This window comes from Streptacidiphilus jiangxiensis, from assembly GCF_900109465.1.
GTDB lineage: Bacteria > Actinomycetota > Actinomycetes > Streptomycetales > Streptomycetaceae > Streptacidiphilus > Streptacidiphilus jiangxiensis.
Genome location: NZ_FOAZ01000006.1, coordinates 151,248 through 167,544 on the forward strand (window position 1 = coordinate 151,248; position 16,297 = coordinate 167,544).

Consider the following 16,297-nt stretch of genomic DNA (forward strand, 5'->3'; position numbering starts at 1 on the left):
AGGGTCGGGTCGGACATCAGGACGGGGTGCCACGCTGCCGCAGCGGGCAGCCGTCGGCCGAGCGCATGGGTCCACGCCCCCGGGCCACGGGCCCGGCGGCGGGTTCTATGCTGGCGCCCTCCGGTAGGAGCCGCAGCACGACCAGGAGAGCGAGGCGGCATGCGCAAGGCACCGCTGTCGGCACTGCCGCCCACCATGGCGGAGGCGGCCGTGGCGCGGCGGGGGCGGCGGCATGCGGTGCTGGCCGCCGTGCTCGGCGTGGTGTTCGCCGTCGGCTCGGTCGCGTGCTGGGTCGGCTTCGCGGCGAACGACGCCGCGATCGACGCCTTCCTCGCCGCCCGCCCCTGCGCGCCCACCACGCGGGTGGCCGCGGACGCGGACTGCCTGGTGTCCGCCACCGGCGAGGTCGGCAGCACCTACGTGACGCAGGACAAGTACCAGAACGCGCATCTGGTCCTCCGCGACGTCGTGGCACCGTTCCCGGTGCCCGGGGTGTCCGCGGCCGGGGGCCTGGACGTGTGGCTCGCGTCAAGGGCCATGGTCGACGTCGTCAAGCCCGGGGACCGGACGACGCTGGCGCTGTGGAAGGGCGCCGTCGTGGGGGTGAGCGCGGACGGGGCCTCGGACGGCACGATCGACACCCCGAAACGCGACGCGACGTCCATCACCTTGATCCTCGCCCTCTATTCCACCGTCTACGCCCTCGTCGCGTTCGCCTACCTCGCCCCGGCCACCCGGCGCGAGGCCGGTGCGACGACGGCCGACCGGCGGCGCGCGCGACTCAAGCGGCTGTGGCCGTTCAGCTGGATCCTCGCCACCCTCGGCCTTGCCGGGTACGGCTCGATGGCGGTGTTCGCCACACCGCTCCCCCTGGTGCTGACGTGCACGTTCGCCGCGCTCGTCGGAGTCAGCGTCGTGGCCGTGGTGGTGGTCCGGCCGGGGCTGCCGGCGCGGCCGTTGCGGCAACCGCCGGTGCACCTGCCCTCCGCGACCACCCCGTTCGAGTAGGTCAGCTCTTCAGGCGGCGCTCCAGGCGCCTCGCGCCGACCACCAGGGCGATCAGGCCCAGCACGGTCAGGAACGCGGCGGACGTCAACAGCCCCGGCCCGACGTGGCCCAGCGCGGGCTCCCGCAGCAGCTCGATGCTGTGGTAGAGCGGGAGCAGCTCCACCAGGACCCGGATCGGGTGCGGGTAGACGGTGACGGGGTAGAAGGTCGTCGCGAACAGGAACATCGGCAGCATGACCAGCTGCACGAGTTGGAAGTCGCGGGGGCTGCGGAAGAACGTCGTGGCCGCCAGCCCGATCGCGCCGAAGCAGAAGGCCGTGAGGACCGCCCCCGGCAGGGCCAGCAGCGCCCAGGGCGAGCTGACGAAGCCGAGGGCGCCGATCACGGCGAGGAATCCGGTGCAGGCGACGACGCCGCGCAGCACGGCCCAGGCGATCTCGCCGAGGGCGACGTCCCACACGGTCAGCGGGGTCGTCACCAGCGAGTCGTAGACACGGTCGTCCGTGAGCTTGAAGTAGACGGAGTAGGTCGTCTCGTTGAGGGCACCGTTCATCGCGGTGGTCGCCAGCAGCGCGGGGGCCACGAAGCGGCTGTAGCCGACGTGGGTCCCGTCAAGGCCGGGGACGTGGCCGATCAGGCCCCCGATGCCGACGCCCATGGCGAACAGGTAGAGCAGGGGTTCGAGGATCTCGGCGGTGAACAGCGCCCAGGTGTGCCGGTTGACCATGAGGTTGCGCTCGACGAGCAGCCAGGCCCGGCCGGGCAGGCGACCCTTGGCGCGGGCGGGGCCGCGGACCGCGTGCGGGCCGGGCGGGGAGGCGAGAGTGGTCATGGGTGGCGGTCGCTCCTCGGGTCAGCCGTGCAGGCGGCGGGTGTAGGCGCGGCGCCCGGCCACGAGGCCGGCGCCGGCGAGGGCGGCGAGGTAGGTGGTGTGCAGCAGGACGGAGCCGGCCGTCGCGGTGCCCTCGGCCAGGCCCCGGCACAGGTCGACGCCGTGCCACAGCGGCGTGAGCCGGGCCAGGACGCGGAGCGCCGCAGGGAGTTGGCCGATGGTGAAGAAGGTGCCGGAGAACATGTAGAGCGGCATCAGCACGAACCGCAGCAGCGACATCAGCGGGGTGGGTCCGTCGAGCCCCACCGCCCAGGCGGCGATGGGCGCGGCGAAGGCCAGACCGGTGAGCAGCGCCGCCGGGACCAGCAGCAGGGTGCGCGGGGTGTGGAAGCCGTCGAAGCAGAACAGGACAGCGACGAAGGCCGACGCCGAGGTGAGCAGTCGGAACGCGACGAAGAGCAGGTGCCCGGCGTGGACGTCCCGAGGCTCCAGCGGCGTTGCCACGGCCGCGCGGTAACTCCCCTGCGGGCGCACGGCGGTGAGGACGGGTCGGCCGGCCTCGACGAACGCCGTCTGCATGCTGGCGGCGGCGAGCAGTCCCGGGGCGAGGTACTGCAGGTAGGGGGTCCCGTGCAGCGGGGCGGATCCGGGCCCGACGAGGCGGCCGAGACCGACGCCCATGGCGGTCAGGAAGAGCAGCGGGTTGGCCACGCTGATCACGACGGTGCCGCGCCAGGTACGGCGGTAGTGCCGCATCCAGTAGGAGAACTCGCGCCAGGCGAGCGGGCTCATGCGAGTGCCTTTCGAAGCAGCCGGGCGGGATGGCTAGTCGGTCAGGGAGCGGCCGGTGAGGGTGAGGAACACGTCCTCCAGGGTGGCGCGGCGCACCAGCGTGGCGACCGGCTGCACGGAGCGGTCGTGCACGGCGGCGAGTGCGGCGTCGCCGTCCGCGGTGTAGAGCAGCACGCGGTCGGGCAGCACCTCGGTCCGGTCGGCGACGTCGATGTCCTCCAGCCGGTGGGCCATCTCCTGCTGGGCGCCCGGGGCGAAGCGCAGCTCCAGGACCTCCGGCGAGGAGTGACGCTCGATCAGCTCGCGCGGCGAGCCCTCGGCGACGATGCGGCCGTGGTCCATGACCACGAGGTGGTCGCAGAGTTGCTCGGCCTCGTCCATGTAGTGAGTGGTGAGCACGAGGGTGACGCCCTGCTGCTTGAGCCGGAACAGCCGGTCCCACAGGACGTGGCGGGCCTGGGGGTCGAGGCCGGTGGTGGGCTCGTCCAGGAGCAGGATCTCGGGGTCGTTGACGAGTGAGCGGGCGATGGTGAGGCGGCGGCGCATGCCTCCCGACAGCGCCGACACCTTGGTGTCGCTCTTCTCCACGAGCTGCGCGAACTCCAGCAGTTCGCGGGCGCGCTCGCGGGCACGGGCCCGGCCGAGGCCGAAGTAGCGCCCGTAGACCAGGAGGTTCTCCTCGACGGTGAGCTCCATGTCGAGCGAGTCGTCCTGCGGCACCACGCCGATGCGGGCGCGGATCCGGGCGCCGTCACGCAGCGGGTCCATGCCCAGGACGCGCAGCGTGCCGCCGCTGGGCCGGGACACGCACGCGATCATGCGCATGGTGGTGGACTTCCCGGCGCCGTTGGCGCCGAGAAAGCCGAACGCCTCACCGCGGCGCAGGGTGAAGTCGATCCCGTCGACGGCCCTGACCTCTCCGCCCGGGTGCACCTTGGTGAGCGCTTCGGCGTAGGCCAGCACCCGGCGCGGGTCGGTCCCGGCGGCGGCGACGGCTTCCAGGACGGGGCTTCGGTCGGTCATCGGTGTGCTCCCCACGCGGCTCGGCAACGCGAGGGGAATCTAGTGAGCCACCACCCCTGACCGCAACCAATAAACGAGAGTGCGAAAGAAGACGACAGATTGAAGGAGATTCACAGCCGCATCCGAGGCAGGACCGAATCCGGTAGTGGTAGGAGTGCGAGACCCGGAAGCCGAGGCCCTCGTAGAGTCGGCGAGCCGGGCCGTTGTCCTCCTCGACCTGCAGATACAGGGTCCCGGCGCCGCGCGCGGCGGCCCAGCGGGCGCCGACGTGCAGGAGCGCGGTGGCGACGCCCCGGCGCCGATGGTCGGGGTGGGTGGCCATGCAGAACACCCCGGCACAACCGGGCGCGGCCACGAAGAGCCCGATCCCCACGACGCGCCCCTCGTGGGTGGCGCTCAGATAGGCGGCCGGGCCGGGGACATGGACCAGGACCCGGTCGGCCACCGAACGGCTGCCGTCATGCCCGTCGAGGTCGACGAACGCGTCCAGCCAGGCCCGGGCGGGGTGTTCGGCAAGGCCGACCTCCAACGGCCCGGCCGGACAGGAGGTGATGACGACTTCGTCGGTGACGGCGGTGCAGACGAGCGTGGGCGCGGCCCGGCGGTAGCCGCGGTCGGCCAGCAGCGCGTCCAGCGCGACATGGTCCTCGGCGGGGGCCACCTGCACGACGGCGGGCAGATCACGGGCGGCGTAGAACTCCTCGACACGGGCGAGCGAGGCCCGCGGCGCAACTGCCGTCCCGTACGGCACGGCCGAGTTGGAGCGTCGGCGCGAGACACCGGGCGTTCGGCGCAGCAGCCACCCGTCCTGCTCCACGGCCTCGGCGGCCGGCCACGCCTGCGCGGCGTGACGCTCGATCAGCGACCTGTCGATCAACGTGCTCTCCTCGTGGCTGTGTCCGTGCACTCCCGTGCGACCCGGTGGGCCACCGGCAGAATGGCGCGGAAGGATCTTTCAGGTCCACCACGCATTGCTTCACAGACCTGTTAGGAACACTTGATGTTGGATCCGATCCGACTGCTCCTGCTGCGGGAGCTGGCCGATCGCGGCACCATGACGGCCGTCGCCGCCGCCTGCGGGTACACCTCCTCGGCCGTGTCCCAGCAACTGGCCGTGCTGGAGCGGGAGGCGGGGGTGCCGCTGCTCGAGCGGGCGGGCCGCCGGGTCCGACTGACGCACGAGGGCGAGCGCCTGGTCGCGCACGCCCGCATCGTGCTCGCCGCCCTGGAGAGCGCGGAGCGCGACCTTCGTGCCGCCGACACCCCGCGCGGGCCCGTCGACCTCGCCTGCTTCTCCACCTTCGCCGCCGTGCACGTCGTCCCGGCCCTGATCACGGCCCGCGAGCTCCACCCCGAGCTGCGGATCTCCCTCCACGAGCTGGAGCCGCCCGAGGCGCTCGACGCGCTGCGCGAGCGACGCTGCGAGGTGGCCGTCGGCTACACCTACAACCTGACGCCCGCGCCCGCGCCGCCCGAGTTCGAGGTCCATCCACTGGCCGTCGAGCCGGTGCTGCTGGCGGTGTCCGCCGGCACGGATCCCGCCGCCCCGGACGCCGATGCGGGCCCGGTGGACCTGAGGCGGCTGGCGGACGTGCCGTGGATCGTGGGGTCGCGCGAGGACGGCAGCACGGCGCTGGTCCGCCGGGTCTGTGCGATCGCCGGCTTCACCCCCCGGATCGGCCACGCCGTCGACGACTACCAGCTCGTCCTGCGCATGGTGGCGCACGGGCTGGGGGTGGCCCTGGTCCCGCGGCTGGCCGCGCTCGCCCACAGCCCCGGCCCGGGGGTACGGCTGCGGTCGATCGCGGGCCCGGAGCCGACCCGGTCCGTCCATGCCTGGACCCATCCTTCGAGCGCAGCCCGGCCGGCCGTCGACGCCGTCCTCGCCCTGCTGCGCTCGGCGGCCTCCGCCGACTGAGTCACGCCTCGGCGGCCTTGCGAAACCAGGGTCGTTCGACCACGTGCGGAACCATGGGCCGGAGCCCTTGCACGGGCGGGGCCTCCACAGACGAGTGACAGGACGGCGTTCGCAAGGCAGACTGGGCGCCGCCCGGCCCGAGGCCGAGCGCGGCGGGCGGACCCGAGGCACAGGTGCGCGCGCTGTAGTCAGTCAACGGGGAGTCCGCATGTCCCGCACCATCTCCAGCCTGGTCGGTGAGCCGCTGTCGCAGCTCAACGCCGAGGTCACCGCCGCCGGCGCCACGCTCGCACCGACCGGCGACCCGCAGGCCGTCCGCGCCGCGACCGACCGCGCCCTGGGCGCGGCAGCCGCCATCGCGGCCCTGGACGACGCGGACCTGCTCTGCGAACCGGCCCACGACCCCCGCGCCCTGCGGCGCGCCCACGAGACGCTGTGCGCCGCCCGCACCACGGCGCTGGCGCTCGCCGTGCCGACCGGCAGCGTCGAGGGCATCGACGCGGTCCTCCAGGCCATCGCCAAGGGCCTGGACACCAAGCGCGTGCCCTCCGCCTGACCCGGCCGGTCGGCGGCGACGACGACCGCGACGGCTGAGCCGGCTGAGCCGGCGGCGGAGCCGACTGCAACGAAACACCACTCCCGACGCACTGATACGAGTGGAGGCCCTCCGACCGGAGGGCCGGGGGAGAGGTGGGCATGGGGCAGGACGACAGCGCCCTGCAGGAGTTCATCCACGGACGGCGCGACCATCTGTTCCGCAGCGCCTTCCTGCTGTGCGGAGACCGCGACGAGGCGGACGACCTGGTCCAGACGGCACTGCTGAAGGTGATCCTGGCCTGGCGACGCCTGGAGCGGATCGACAGCGTGGAGGCGTTCGCCCGGCGGACGCTGGTGAACGTGTTCATCGCGTCCCGGCGGCGCATGTGGCGCCGTGAGCAGCCGCACGGCGAGCTGCCGGAACACGCGGCACCGACGGTGGACATGGAGGCGGCGTTGGCCGTCCAGGCCGCGTTGGCCAGGCTGCCCGTCAAGCAGCGTGCGGTGCTGGTGCTGCGTTTCTGGGAGGACCTGAGCGTCGAGGCGACGGCCGACGTGCTCGGCATGCGCCCGGGCACGGTCCGCAGCCACGCCTCGCGCGGCATCGCCGCGCTGCGCGCGTACGTACCCCGTGGGATCGGCCTGCTGGAGAGGGAGGAAGCATGAACCACGCTGACGCGCACGAGTCCGCCGGCCTGACCGACCCGGAAGGTGACCGCGACGTCCGGGTGCTGCTGGACGTGGCCGTCTCGGACGTCCGGCGGCCCGGTCGGGTCTCGGACGGCGAGCTGATCGCCCGCGGGTACCGGATGCGGCGTCGCCGCCGCAGTGCGGTCGCGGGTGCGACGGTGGTCGCCGTCGCGGCGGCGGTGGTCGGCACGGTCGTGCTGGCCCGGCCGGGCGGCGCCGGTGGGCCGGGCGGTTCGGACCTCGGAGCGGCCGCCGGTGGGACGCCGCGGCCCGCCGTGTCCACCGCCTCCGCCGCCCCGACGCCGCTGCCGCTGCCCGCCGAACGGGTGCGGGCGCTGCTGCCTGCCGGGATCGGCCCGCTGACCAAGGTCACCTTCCCGCACGAGCCCCGCTCCGAGCTGAACGGCCGCTACACGCTGCGCGGCGCCGGGGCGGTCGGCTATCTGGAGGTCGACGTCCTGGATCCGGCCAAGGACCTCGTCCCCGATCCCTCGGCCGCCACGCTGCGTGCCACCGACCCGTGCCGGGTCCAGCCGTCGGGGAGCTCCGTCCGGGCCAACCAGGACTGCACGAACCAGCAGCTGGCCGGCGGCGGCCTGCTCAAGACCTGGGTGGTCCCGCCCCTCGGCGGCACGGGCGAGAGCTACACGGCGCTGCTGGTCCTCCCGGACGGCCGCTCGGTGAGCCTCATCGCCTGCAGCGGCAACCCCGCCTACGGCCCGCTCATGGCCAGGCCCCCGTTGACGCGCGCCCAGCTCGCGGGCCTGGTCGCGGAACCGGGCTGGTTCGGCGCCTGACGCGGACCGGGGCCCGTCGCGCGCCCGGGCCGGGGCGCGACCTTACGTCTGTGGACGTAGAAATGTCGCGGGTGGGTGCGTCGGCTCCATGCTGCCGCCATGACCGATTCCGCGCCGACCGCCACTTCCGCGCCGCCGGCACCTGCCGCCCCGGCGGCCGACCGTCGGACCCGCTACAGCGACGTCCTCGGCGAGCCCCGCTTCCGGCTGATGTTCGTCAGCCACACGCTCTACGTCGTCGCCGAGACGCTGCGCATCACCACCTTCTCCGTGCTCGTCTACGCCGCGACCAGCTCGCCGCTGCTGTCCGCGCTCGCGTTCGCGGCCGGGTTCCTGCCGCACCTGCCGGGGTCGATGCTGCTGGGGTCGCTGGCGGACCGGCTGCCGCCGCGCGGACTGATCACCGGCGGCTACCTGCTGGGAGCGGCAGGCGCCCTGCTGGTCGCGCTGGCGCGGCTGCCCGTGGGGGTGAGCCTGCTGGTGGTCGCGCTGGTGGCGCTGCCGGGTCCGGTGTTCAACGGCGCGTCCGGGCGGCTGGTGGCGGAGTTCCTGGAGGGCGACGCCTACGTGCTGGGGCGCTCGCTGAACAACATCGCGGGCTCCGCGGCCCAGCTGGCGGGCCTGGCCCTGGGCGGTGTCGCGGTGGCGGTCCTGGGGGCGCGCCGGGCGCTGGTGGCCGCGGCGGGGCTGTACCTGGTCGCGGCGCTGGTGGTCCGGCTCGGCCTGCCCAGAATGCCCGCTCCGCCCGCACCGGTCGGCGACGACGCGGTGGTCAAGGCGAGCCTCGCGGGCAACCTCCGCCTCCTACGGACCCGGGCGGTGCGGCGGCTGCTCCTGGCGCAGTGGCTGCCGTCCTCGTTCACGGGCGGCGCGGAGGGCCTGATCGTCGCCTACGCGGGCCAGCGGCACTTCTCCGCCGGGGCGTACGCGCTGCTCATGGCGGCGCTGCCGGTGGGCATGCTGGCCGGCGACCTGGTGGTGGGCCGACTGCTGGCGCCGCGCACGCGGGAACGGCTGGTGGTGCCGCTGACCGCGCTGATGGGGCTGGCGGTGCTGGGGTTCGTGGCGGAGCCCGGCCAGAACGTGGCGGCGCTGCTGCTGGTGATCGCCGGAGCGAGCTTCGCCTACCAGCTGGGGCTGCAGCGGCCGTTCCTCGAGTCCCTGCCCGAGGAGCTCCACGGCCAGGCCTTCGGCCTGCTCGGCTCCGGCATCATGACGCTGCAGGGGGTCATGCCGGTCCTCCTCGGCGCGGTGGCGGGCGCCGCGGGCGTGGCCACCGGTTCCGCGATGGGCCTGGCGGGCGCGCTCACCCTGGTCACCGCCGTCTGGGTCCGCACCTTCCACGGCCGGCACCCGTCCACACCCTCCACGCCGCCCGCTCCGCTCGCCGCGGCGTAGCGGGAACGGGCCCAGCTCCCCGCACCGCACGGTGAGCGGCATGGGGAGCAGGGCCCGGGGCCTGTCCGGGCGATGGACCGTCAGAGCTGGCAGGTGCCGTTGCGGACGCCACCGGCGATGGTGCCACCGGTGTGGTAGTCGTGCGTCGTGCTCCAGGCCACGCAGTCGCGGGCCTGCCCGTTGGCGTAGGTGATGTGGAGGATCGACTCACCCGTCCACGAGTCGGTACCACCGGCGTGCACGCCGATCGAGGCCGTCGCCACGGCCGGGCCCGCCAGCGAACCCACGGGCGTCCTGCCACTGTCCGACCAGGTCCCCAGGTTGTCGTAGGACTGGTTGATCGCCCGCACCCAGGCGCCGGTGATCCCCGGGTGACCGGTCGTCCGGAACGCGTTGTTCCAGACGAAGACGGCACGGGTGTTGCCGCAGTAGTCGTACTGCTGGTCGATCCATCCGGCGACGACCACCGTGCCGTTGCCGTCGCGCACCGACTCCGTACCGTCGGTGCTCTCCGAGGTCCACACGCAGGAGCGCGGTGCGGCGTGGGCCGCCACCGAGGTGGTCACCGTCGCGCCGCCGGCCAGTGCCAGCGCGGCGGCGGCCATGGCGATCGGCTTGCGCAGGCGTGCGGTCATGTTGGTCCCCCTGTCAGTCGGGGCCACTCGAACGAGCGGCCCGGCAGATCCGTCGGTACGAGATCCTCACAGCGGGGCGTACGGCCGCGGGACGGCCGTCCCGGGGTTTCCGGCCCCGCCGCCGGGCCGCCGTTGACCCGCCGAAGTTCGGGCGGGGCGCCCGACCTTCGACCGTCTCCCGGACGCCCGACCGGAGCCGACCGGATTCGACCGGCGGCGCGACGGTTCTGCTACGGGCGCGCGTACGGCCGGGTGATGACCTCCAGGTTGTGGCCGTCCGGATCGGCGAAGTAGACGCCGCGGCCGCCGAACAGGTCGTTGGTCCGGCCCGGGTCGCGATGGCCCGGGTCGGCGAAGTAGGTGACCGCGAGCGCCTCCAGGCGGGCGATCACGGCGTCGAACCGCTCGTCCGGCACGAGGAACGCGTAGTGCTGCGGCTGGATCGGCTCGTCCCGCTTCTCGCAGTAGTCGAGCGTCACACCGTTGCCGAGGTCGACGGGCAGGAACGGCCCGAACGGGGCTCCGACCTCGAGGCCCAGGACGGCGGCGAGGAACTCCGCCGACAGGTGGCGGTCGCCGGCGTACACGGCGGTGTGGTCGAGCTGGACGACGGCCGCCGGCCGCGTGGACGCGTGAGGGTGCGGCTGGTCGATGGACATGAGGGTGTGTGTCTCCGGTCTTGGGATCCGTGCAAGGGCGCGCCCGAGGTGGGCGCCTGGAGCGGCAAGGACGCGGAGGGGTGGGCGGGCCTCTGGCCCGCCTCGGGCTCATCCGGCGGCCGGGTGCCCTGCTCGTGTGTGGCCTGTGGCCGACCCGGTAGTCACCCGACCGACCGTAGTGATCGTCCCGGGCCTGGGCAACACGGTTTCACGCGGCCCGGCGCGGACGCTCAGGTGGTGCGGCCCGGTTCGATCAGGAGGTAGCGGGCGCGGCCGGCGCGGTAGAGCAGGGCGTCCCAGCCGGCGTGGCCGGCGGCGGCCGCCGCGGTCCGGAGCTGGGACTCGCCGGCGTCCGGCGGGCGGTCCCCGCGGCGGTGGGCCCACTCGGCGCGGACGACGCCCGGCTGCTCCTGCGTCAGCTGCAGGCCGCTGTCCAGGACGGCGCCCTCGGCGTCGACCGCGGCGAAGGGCAGGCCCTCCGCCTCCAGGGCCAGGCCGACGGCCTGGAGCGGGCGGGTGCGCTCCCACGCGGCCGGGAGCTCCGGGTGGTCGGGGCGGGTGAGGCGGCGGATCTGCAGCAGTGACTGCCAGGCCTGCGCCACCTGTCCCGGACGCGCGGCGGTGAACGCGGGGGTCAGCTGCTCGGGGGGCTCGTGGCCGGTGCGGGCGGTGAAGCCCGACGCGGCTCCGGTCATCTCGCTCGCCCCCTCGTCCGCCCGTCGCTCCGTCGCTGAGCCATCGGCACGATCGTCGCACGGACGTCCGACAAACGAACGGCCGAACCAACTGCCCGACCCACTGCCGCTCGGGCGATCAGCTCACGCGCTCCAGGACCAGCACGACCGCGTCGTCCTTCAGGCTCTGCGCCCACGACGCGACGTCGTGCTCGATGAACTCCGCGACGCGGGACGGGCTGGCGCGGTGGGCCGAGCGGCCGGAGAAGTTCGAGCCGAGTCGGCCGGTGAGCGGGTAGAAGTTGTCGTGCTCGTCCCGGGCCTCGGTGATGCCGTCGGAGTAGGCGACGAGCAGGTCGCCCTCGGCGAGCTGGTGGGTGACCTCGCCCTGGGCCGCGTGGCCGAGCATCGCGCCGAGGCCCAGCGGGAGGGCGAACGGCACGTCGAGCGGCCGGACCCCCGCCTCGTCCATGAGCAGGACCGGCGGGTGGCCGCGATTGAGCAGGCGGACCACCGGCTCGTCGCTGGGGAACTCCAGCAGGACGGCGGTGACGAACAGTTCGTCGTCGTGGGCGTCGGCCGAGTCCAGCGCCAGGGCGGTCTCGATGCGCTCCGCCACGTCCGCGAGGGACTCCTGCACGGCGGCGGCCTCCCGAAAGGTGGCGAGCGTGGTGGCGACGGTCGCGACCGCGCCGTTGCCCTTGCCGCGCACGTCGCCGAGGATCATCCGGGTGCCCCAGGGCGACTGCCGCACGCCGTAGAGGTCACCGCCGACCAGCGCCTCGGAGTCCGCCGCCCGGTAGAAGCCGGCCAGCGCGACGCTGCCGACGCGCCGCGGCAGGGGACGCAGGAGCGCCCGCTGCGCCGCCTCCGCCAGCGCCTGGACCCGTTCGAGCCGACGGGTCGACCGCTGCGTGCTCACCGCGAAGAACACCGCGACCGCGGCGATGAGCGCGTTCGCGGCGAAGTCGACGAGGAAGTGAGCGCTGTAGGCGCGGCCCTGGTCGATCTGCAGGGCGATCATCCCCAGCGCACCCGTGACGGCGACGGCGACGACCCACCGGATGCTGTAGGAGAGCGCGGCCAGCGGGGTCGCCGCGCTGAGCAGCGACAGATAGGAGTACGCGGCCGGCGTGGTCAGTTCGAGCGTCACGCTGGCCGCGATCAGCACCCACGGGAGGGGCGCGATCCAGGGGGCTCGACCGGCGGATTCCGTCACATCCTCCTGCCTACCACGCCTGCCCGGCCCGCGCCGCTCCACCGCTCCGCCGGGGCCCGAACGCCACCCCGGGCGGTCGCCCGGAGCGAGTCCGCTTCCCGACGCTTCCCGACGCAACCGGAGCCCCGACCCACGCGTGAACTCTGCGGCGGCGCGCCCGAGGGGGCGTCCGCGCTGGAGGGACGAGGAAGGGAGGGGCGGTGGCGGAACCGGAGGGCGTCGACTTCGACGCGTTCTACGCCGCGAGCTACCGGCGGGTGGTGGGCCAGCTGTTCTTGACCACGGGGAGCATCAGCGAGGCCGAGGACTGCGTCCAGGAGGCCTACGCGCGCGCCTGGCAGCGGTGGTCGCGCGTGCGCCGGCACCCCGCGCCGGAGGCGTGGGTACGGACGGTGGCCTACCGGCTGTCGGTGTCGTCGTGGCGCAAGGCGGTCAACCGGCTGTCCGCGCACCGCCGGCACGCGGACGACACGCAGGTGCCGGGGCTGACGCCGGACCACCTGGCGCTGGTGGCCGCGCTGCGGCGGATCCCGGCGGAGCAGCGCAGCGCGATCGTGCTCCACCACCTGGTCGGCTGGTCGGTGCAGGAGATCGCGGCGCAGACGGGCACGGCCGAGGGGACCGTGAAGGCCCGGCTCTCGCGTGGGCGCAAGGCCCTGTCGGTCCACCTGTCCGACCGCGCGGACGAGCTCGCCGTCGGCGAGCCGGCACGGACGACAGCGGTACCGGCGTCCGGATTTCCCGCACGGCGCACGACGGCGAAGGAGCTGTGACCATGAGCGAACACCTCGACCGCCTCGGGAGCGGCGAGAACGAGCAGCTGACGGACCTGCTGGGCGCGGTCGCGGCAGCTGCCTCGGGCGCGGCGGTGCCGCAGGGGGCGGCGGCGGCACGACAGCGGGGGCGGCAACGGCGGGTACGCCGGTTGCTGGCGCTGGCGGCCGTGCCGGTGGTCCTTGCGGCGGCCGGCACCGCGGCGGGTCTGGGGCTGTCGGGCGGCCCGACCGGGCACGCCCCGCTGCCGGCCGTCACCGGTACGGCGCCGGCGACGGTCGTGCCGAGTCCGCCGCCGAGCGCGAGCGCGCAGGCCTCCCCCAGTGCGACGCCCACGGGCGCGCCGTCCGTGGCGCTGCAGCTGCCGTCGACGCTGGCCGAGTCGGCACTCAACCAGGCGACGCTGACGGTGACCGATCCGGGCGCGGCCACGACCGAGACCGTGACGCTCTCCCTGGGGATCCCGCGGGCGACCACCCCGAACGCCTCGGCGCCGGACGAACAGGCGGTGGCGGAGCGACTGGATCCGGCGTCAGGGGCGTGGGTGACGGTGCCCGTCCGGTTCGTCGCGCGGCCCGGCGGCGGCTGGGTGGACCAGGCGACCTTCACGCTGGCGCTCCCGGCCGGTGGCAGGGTGACGCAGCAACTGCGGCTGCTGCCGCTGGGCGACCCCGGCCTCGACCTGGGAGTGCGGCTGGACGGGAGCGGACACGCCCCGGTCACGGCAACCTACCCGGTCGTGCTGACCGGTCCCACGCTGAGCGTGACGGGGCCGGCGGACGTGGTCACCGGGCAGACCTCGGGTGAGTTCGACGTGACCCTGGCCGACGACACGCCGGCTTCGTACACGGGCGTGCAGCTCCGGGTCGACGCCGGCGGTTCCTCGCCGAACTGCACGTTCAGCCCGTTCCCGACCGTCCAGTGGTCGGAAGGCGGGGCCTGGCACACGACGTCGACGGCGGCGACCAGCGCGGGCTGGCCGCTGCTGGAGACGGTGGCGCTGACACCGGGCCGACGGGTGGTGCTGCGGCTGCGGCTGCCGGTGCCGGCGGGCCTGCCGTCGTGCCTGGCCAAGGGCGAGGTCGCGGTGAGCGCGTCGACGGGCCCGATCGGTGCGGCGGGCGCGACCACGCCGCCGCCGCTGTCGCTCCTGGCGGACTCGCCGTTCTTCTCGGTCCGCCACGGCTGACGGCTGCGAGCGGACGAGCGCGAGCGGACGGGCACGAGCGGACGGGCGCGACGGTTTCATCGTCGCGCCCGCACCGCTCAGTCCGCCGCCGTCACTGCAGGGCGAACGTCTGCGCGCCGGAGCCGTTGCAGGTCCAGATCTGCAGCCGGGTGCCGTTGGCGGTGTTGCCGCTCGGGTCGTCCAGGCACAGGCCCGACTGGGGGTTCAGCAGCGAGCCGTTCGACTGCTGCACCCACTTCTGGCCGCCCACCCCGTTGCAGTCCCACAGCTCCACCTGGGTGCCCGCCGCCGTGCCGTTGCCATCGATGTCCAGGCACCGGCCCAGGGTCTCCAGCGAGTTGTCGCTGTTGTGGAACCAGTGCTGGTCGACGGCGTAGGACTGGCAGCCCCACAGGTCGATGCCGGTGCCGTCGGCGCCGGTGTCGTCACCGAGGACGTCGACGCACTGACCGCCCGGACCGACGACCGGGGCGCCGCCGGTGACGGCGAACTTCTGCGCCCCTGAGCCGTTGCAGGTCCAGATCTGCAGCCGGGTGCCGTTGGCGGTGTTGCCGCTCGGGTCGTCCAGGCACAGGCCCGACTGCGGGTTCAGCAGCGAACCGTCCGCCTGCTGCACCCACTTCTGGCCGCCCACCCCGTTGCAGTCCCACAGCTCCACCGGCGTACCGGCCGCCGTGCCGTCGCCGTTGATGTCCAGGCACCGGCTGAGTGTGCTGAGTGAGCCGTTGGCGTTGTGGGTCCAGTGCTGGTCCTCGGCGTAGGACTGGCAGTTCCACAGCTGGACGGCCGCACCGTCGACGCCGGTGTCGTCGGCTGCGACGTCGACGCACTGGCCGCCCGGCCCGGCGATGGTGCCCTGCGGGCCGTTGGGGACGTTGCTCTCCCCCGCGTAGCCGACCGAGACGATGTTCGCCTGGACGGCGTTCTCGGTGGCGTCGCCCGGGAAGCCGGAGACCATGACGCCCTCGAAGAAGGTGCCCATGTTCCAGTTGCTGTTGTCGCCGCCGGTGCCCAGGATGATGCCGCCCTCCTGGTGCATGGGCAGGTAGCCGCCACGGGTGGGCAGCGATCCGTCCCACCAGGTGGAGAGGCCGCCGGACTGGGAGTTCGCGCCCTTGAGGGCGTAGGTGGTCTGCCCGTCGTCCTTCAGCATGGCGGTGACGTAGGTGCTGGTGTTGCCCGCGTTGGCGGTGTTGGAGCCGTTGTTCCCCTGGAACATGCCGTTCTCCATGTCGGCCTCGACCCAGGGGCCGTTGCCGGTGCACGGCGGGAAGTAGCAGGTGGTGGCGAGGGAGACGGCGTCCATGTGGCCGTTGCCCGTGTCGGCCGGGGTGCTCTCGGCGTTGCCGTAGTCGAAGCAGCAGGCCGAGCCGACGTGGGTGCCGCTGGCCACCATGTAGGCGCCCTCCGGCTGGCCGTTGACGGCCACGCCGGAGGCGGCACCGGTGTAGCGGTAGCCGACGCCCGGCGAGATCCACACCCCGTAGACCTTGTGGCCCCCGGCGGTGACGGCGATCTCGCTCGCGTCCGCGCCGCGGTCCGCACCCATGCCGGAGGTGCCGGACGGGCCCGGGGTCAGGTCGTTGTGGCGCGAGGTCTGGTCGTAGATCTTCGTGATCCGGCAGCTGCTGCCGGCGCAGAACGCGTCCTGCTGACCTGCGTTGGCGTAGCCACCGGTGGCGAGCAGGCCGATGTCGCTGGTGGCGCCGTCGGAGACGCGGGTCACCTGGTAGAGCGGGCCGTCGTAGGCGGAGAAGAGGGCGCGGACGGTGCTGTGCGCGGCGACACACGGGGTGCCGCCGGCGGCGTACAGGTCACAGGGCAGCGAGCCGGCCGCGTGGCCGACGGCGGGCAGACCGACGAGCGCCGCGACGACGAGCGCGAGCGCGGTGACGGCGCCGCGCACGGCACGGCGTAGCCGCCGGAACGGCCCGGCCGGGCCGCCGGTGGTGCGGTGACTGGACATGATGGCTCCTGGGGTGGGGTGGAGCGAGCAGATGGAAGCGACCGGGGGGACCAGTGCGGTTGCGGCGGGGGTGCGGTGGGGATGCGCGACGGGCGCGGCGGCGCCCGCGCTCCGCCCGACGGCCCCGAGCTGTGGCAGACCTGACGGCAGTTCACCGCTGACCTTGTATTCTCACGTTGTAGTCGC

Annotated in this window: 17 protein-coding genes; 8 read left to right on the forward strand and 9 right to left on the reverse strand. The window is 74.0% G+C overall.

What is annotated here, in order from left to right; all coding sequences use genetic code 11:
- The first annotated feature begins 159 nt into the window (after positions 1 to 159).
- Entirely contained in the window at positions 160 to 1,008 is an 849-nt protein-coding gene (locus BMY61_RS13880) for a hypothetical protein (RefSeq protein ID WP_042447205.1), read from the forward strand.
- A 1-nt stretch (position 1,009) separates the two neighbouring features.
- Here the strand turns inward: BMY61_RS13880 and BMY61_RS13885 are convergent, their stop codons facing one another.
- From BMY61_RS13885 to BMY61_RS47580, 4 genes are read right to left on the reverse strand one after another with little or no spacing between them, the layout of a single operon-like run.
- Positions 1,010 to 1,840 carry an ABC transporter permease gene (locus tag BMY61_RS13885; protein ID WP_042447203.1) on the reverse strand — a complete coding sequence of 277 codons (831 nt, stop codon included), beginning with the start codon at positions 1,838 to 1,840 and terminating at the stop codon, positions 1,010 to 1,012.
- A 21-nt stretch (positions 1,841 to 1,861) separates the two neighbouring features.
- The gene (locus BMY61_RS13890) at positions 1,862 to 2,632 is read right to left on the reverse strand and encodes an ABC transporter permease (protein ID WP_042447201.1); all 771 of its coding nucleotides are present in this window, start codon (positions 2,630 to 2,632) and stop codon (positions 1,862 to 1,864) included.
- 33 nt (positions 2,633 to 2,665) lie between these two features.
- Positions 2,666 to 3,595, reverse strand: coding sequence for an ABC transporter ATP-binding protein (locus BMY61_RS13895; RefSeq protein WP_244904211.1), 930 nt, complete (start codon positions 3,593 to 3,595; stop codon positions 2,666 to 2,668).
- Entirely contained in the window at positions 3,504 to 4,532 is a 1,029-nt protein-coding gene (locus BMY61_RS47580; protein ID WP_075003899.1) for a GNAT family N-acetyltransferase, read from the reverse strand. Before BMY61_RS47580 ends, BMY61_RS13895 begins: the two co-directional genes overlap by 92 nt.
- A 123-nt stretch (positions 4,533 to 4,655) precedes the next feature.
- Here BMY61_RS47580 and BMY61_RS13905 point away from each other — a divergent pair, with 123 nt between their 5' ends.
- From BMY61_RS13905 to BMY61_RS13925, 5 genes are all read left to right on the forward strand, one after another.
- Positions 4,656 to 5,573 carry a LysR family transcriptional regulator gene (locus BMY61_RS13905; RefSeq protein ID WP_042447195.1) on the forward strand — a complete coding sequence of 306 codons (918 nt, stop codon included), beginning with the start codon at positions 4,656 to 4,658 and terminating at the stop codon, positions 5,571 to 5,573.
- Between the two features lie 208 nt (positions 5,574 to 5,781).
- Positions 5,782 to 6,129, forward strand: a complete 348-nt coding sequence (locus BMY61_RS13910) for a hypothetical protein (protein WP_042447193.1) — start codon at positions 5,782 to 5,784, stop codon at positions 6,127 to 6,129.
- A gap of 140 nt (positions 6,130 to 6,269) precedes the next feature.
- Positions 6,270 to 6,776: a SigE family RNA polymerase sigma factor gene (locus BMY61_RS13915; protein WP_042447192.1), complete on the forward strand. Its 507-nt coding sequence runs from the start codon at positions 6,270 to 6,272 to the stop codon at positions 6,774 to 6,776.
- Positions 6,773 to 7,597 (forward strand): hypothetical protein, encoded by an 825-nt coding sequence (locus BMY61_RS13920; protein WP_052438658.1) that lies wholly within the window; start codon positions 6,773 to 6,775, stop codon positions 7,595 to 7,597. Before BMY61_RS13915 ends, BMY61_RS13920 begins: the two co-directional genes overlap by 4 nt.
- Positions 7,598 to 7,696: 99 nt before the next feature.
- Positions 7,697 to 8,995, forward strand: a complete 1,299-nt coding sequence (locus BMY61_RS13925) for an MFS transporter (RefSeq protein ID WP_042447190.1) — start codon at positions 7,697 to 7,699, stop codon at positions 8,993 to 8,995.
- 80 nt (positions 8,996 to 9,075) lie between these two features.
- On the opposite strand, the gene BMY61_RS13930 is transcribed toward BMY61_RS13925, so the two are convergent.
- From BMY61_RS13930 to BMY61_RS13945, 4 genes are all read right to left on the reverse strand, one after another.
- Complete coding sequence (locus tag BMY61_RS13930; RefSeq protein WP_042447188.1) at positions 9,076 to 9,630, reverse strand: hypothetical protein; 555 nt, start codon at positions 9,628 to 9,630, stop codon at positions 9,076 to 9,078.
- A 230-nt stretch (positions 9,631 to 9,860) separates the two neighbouring features.
- Positions 9,861 to 10,289, reverse strand: a complete 429-nt coding sequence (locus BMY61_RS13935; protein WP_042447186.1) for a VOC family protein — start codon at positions 10,287 to 10,289, stop codon at positions 9,861 to 9,863.
- 230 nt (positions 10,290 to 10,519) lie between these two features.
- A complete protein-coding gene (locus BMY61_RS13940) occupies positions 10,520 to 10,984 on the reverse strand; it encodes a hypothetical protein (protein WP_042447184.1) in 465 nt (154 codons plus the stop codon).
- A gap of 118 nt (positions 10,985 to 11,102) precedes the next feature.
- On the reverse strand, positions 11,103 to 12,182 hold the full coding sequence (locus BMY61_RS13945) for a PP2C family protein-serine/threonine phosphatase (RefSeq protein WP_082014991.1): 1,080 nt from the start codon (positions 12,180 to 12,182) through the stop codon (positions 11,103 to 11,105).
- A gap of 200 nt (positions 12,183 to 12,382) precedes the next feature.
- On the opposite strand from BMY61_RS13945, the gene BMY61_RS13950 reads away from it, so the two are divergent.
- Complete coding sequence (locus BMY61_RS13950; RefSeq protein ID WP_042447182.1) at positions 12,383 to 12,955, forward strand: SigE family RNA polymerase sigma factor; 573 nt, start codon at positions 12,383 to 12,385, stop codon at positions 12,953 to 12,955.
- A gap of 2 nt (positions 12,956 to 12,957) precedes the next feature.
- Positions 12,958 to 14,145 carry a hypothetical protein gene (locus BMY61_RS13955; protein WP_042447180.1) on the forward strand — a complete coding sequence of 396 codons (1,188 nt, stop codon included), beginning with the start codon at positions 12,958 to 12,960 and terminating at the stop codon, positions 14,143 to 14,145.
- A gap of 91 nt (positions 14,146 to 14,236) precedes the next feature.
- Here BMY61_RS13955 and BMY61_RS13960 read toward each other — a convergent pair whose 3' ends face one another.
- A complete protein-coding gene (locus BMY61_RS13960) occupies positions 14,237 to 16,111 on the reverse strand; it encodes an arabinofuranosidase catalytic domain-containing protein (protein ID WP_042447178.1) in 1,875 nt (624 codons plus the stop codon).
- Positions 16,112 to 16,297: the final 186 nt, after the last annotated feature.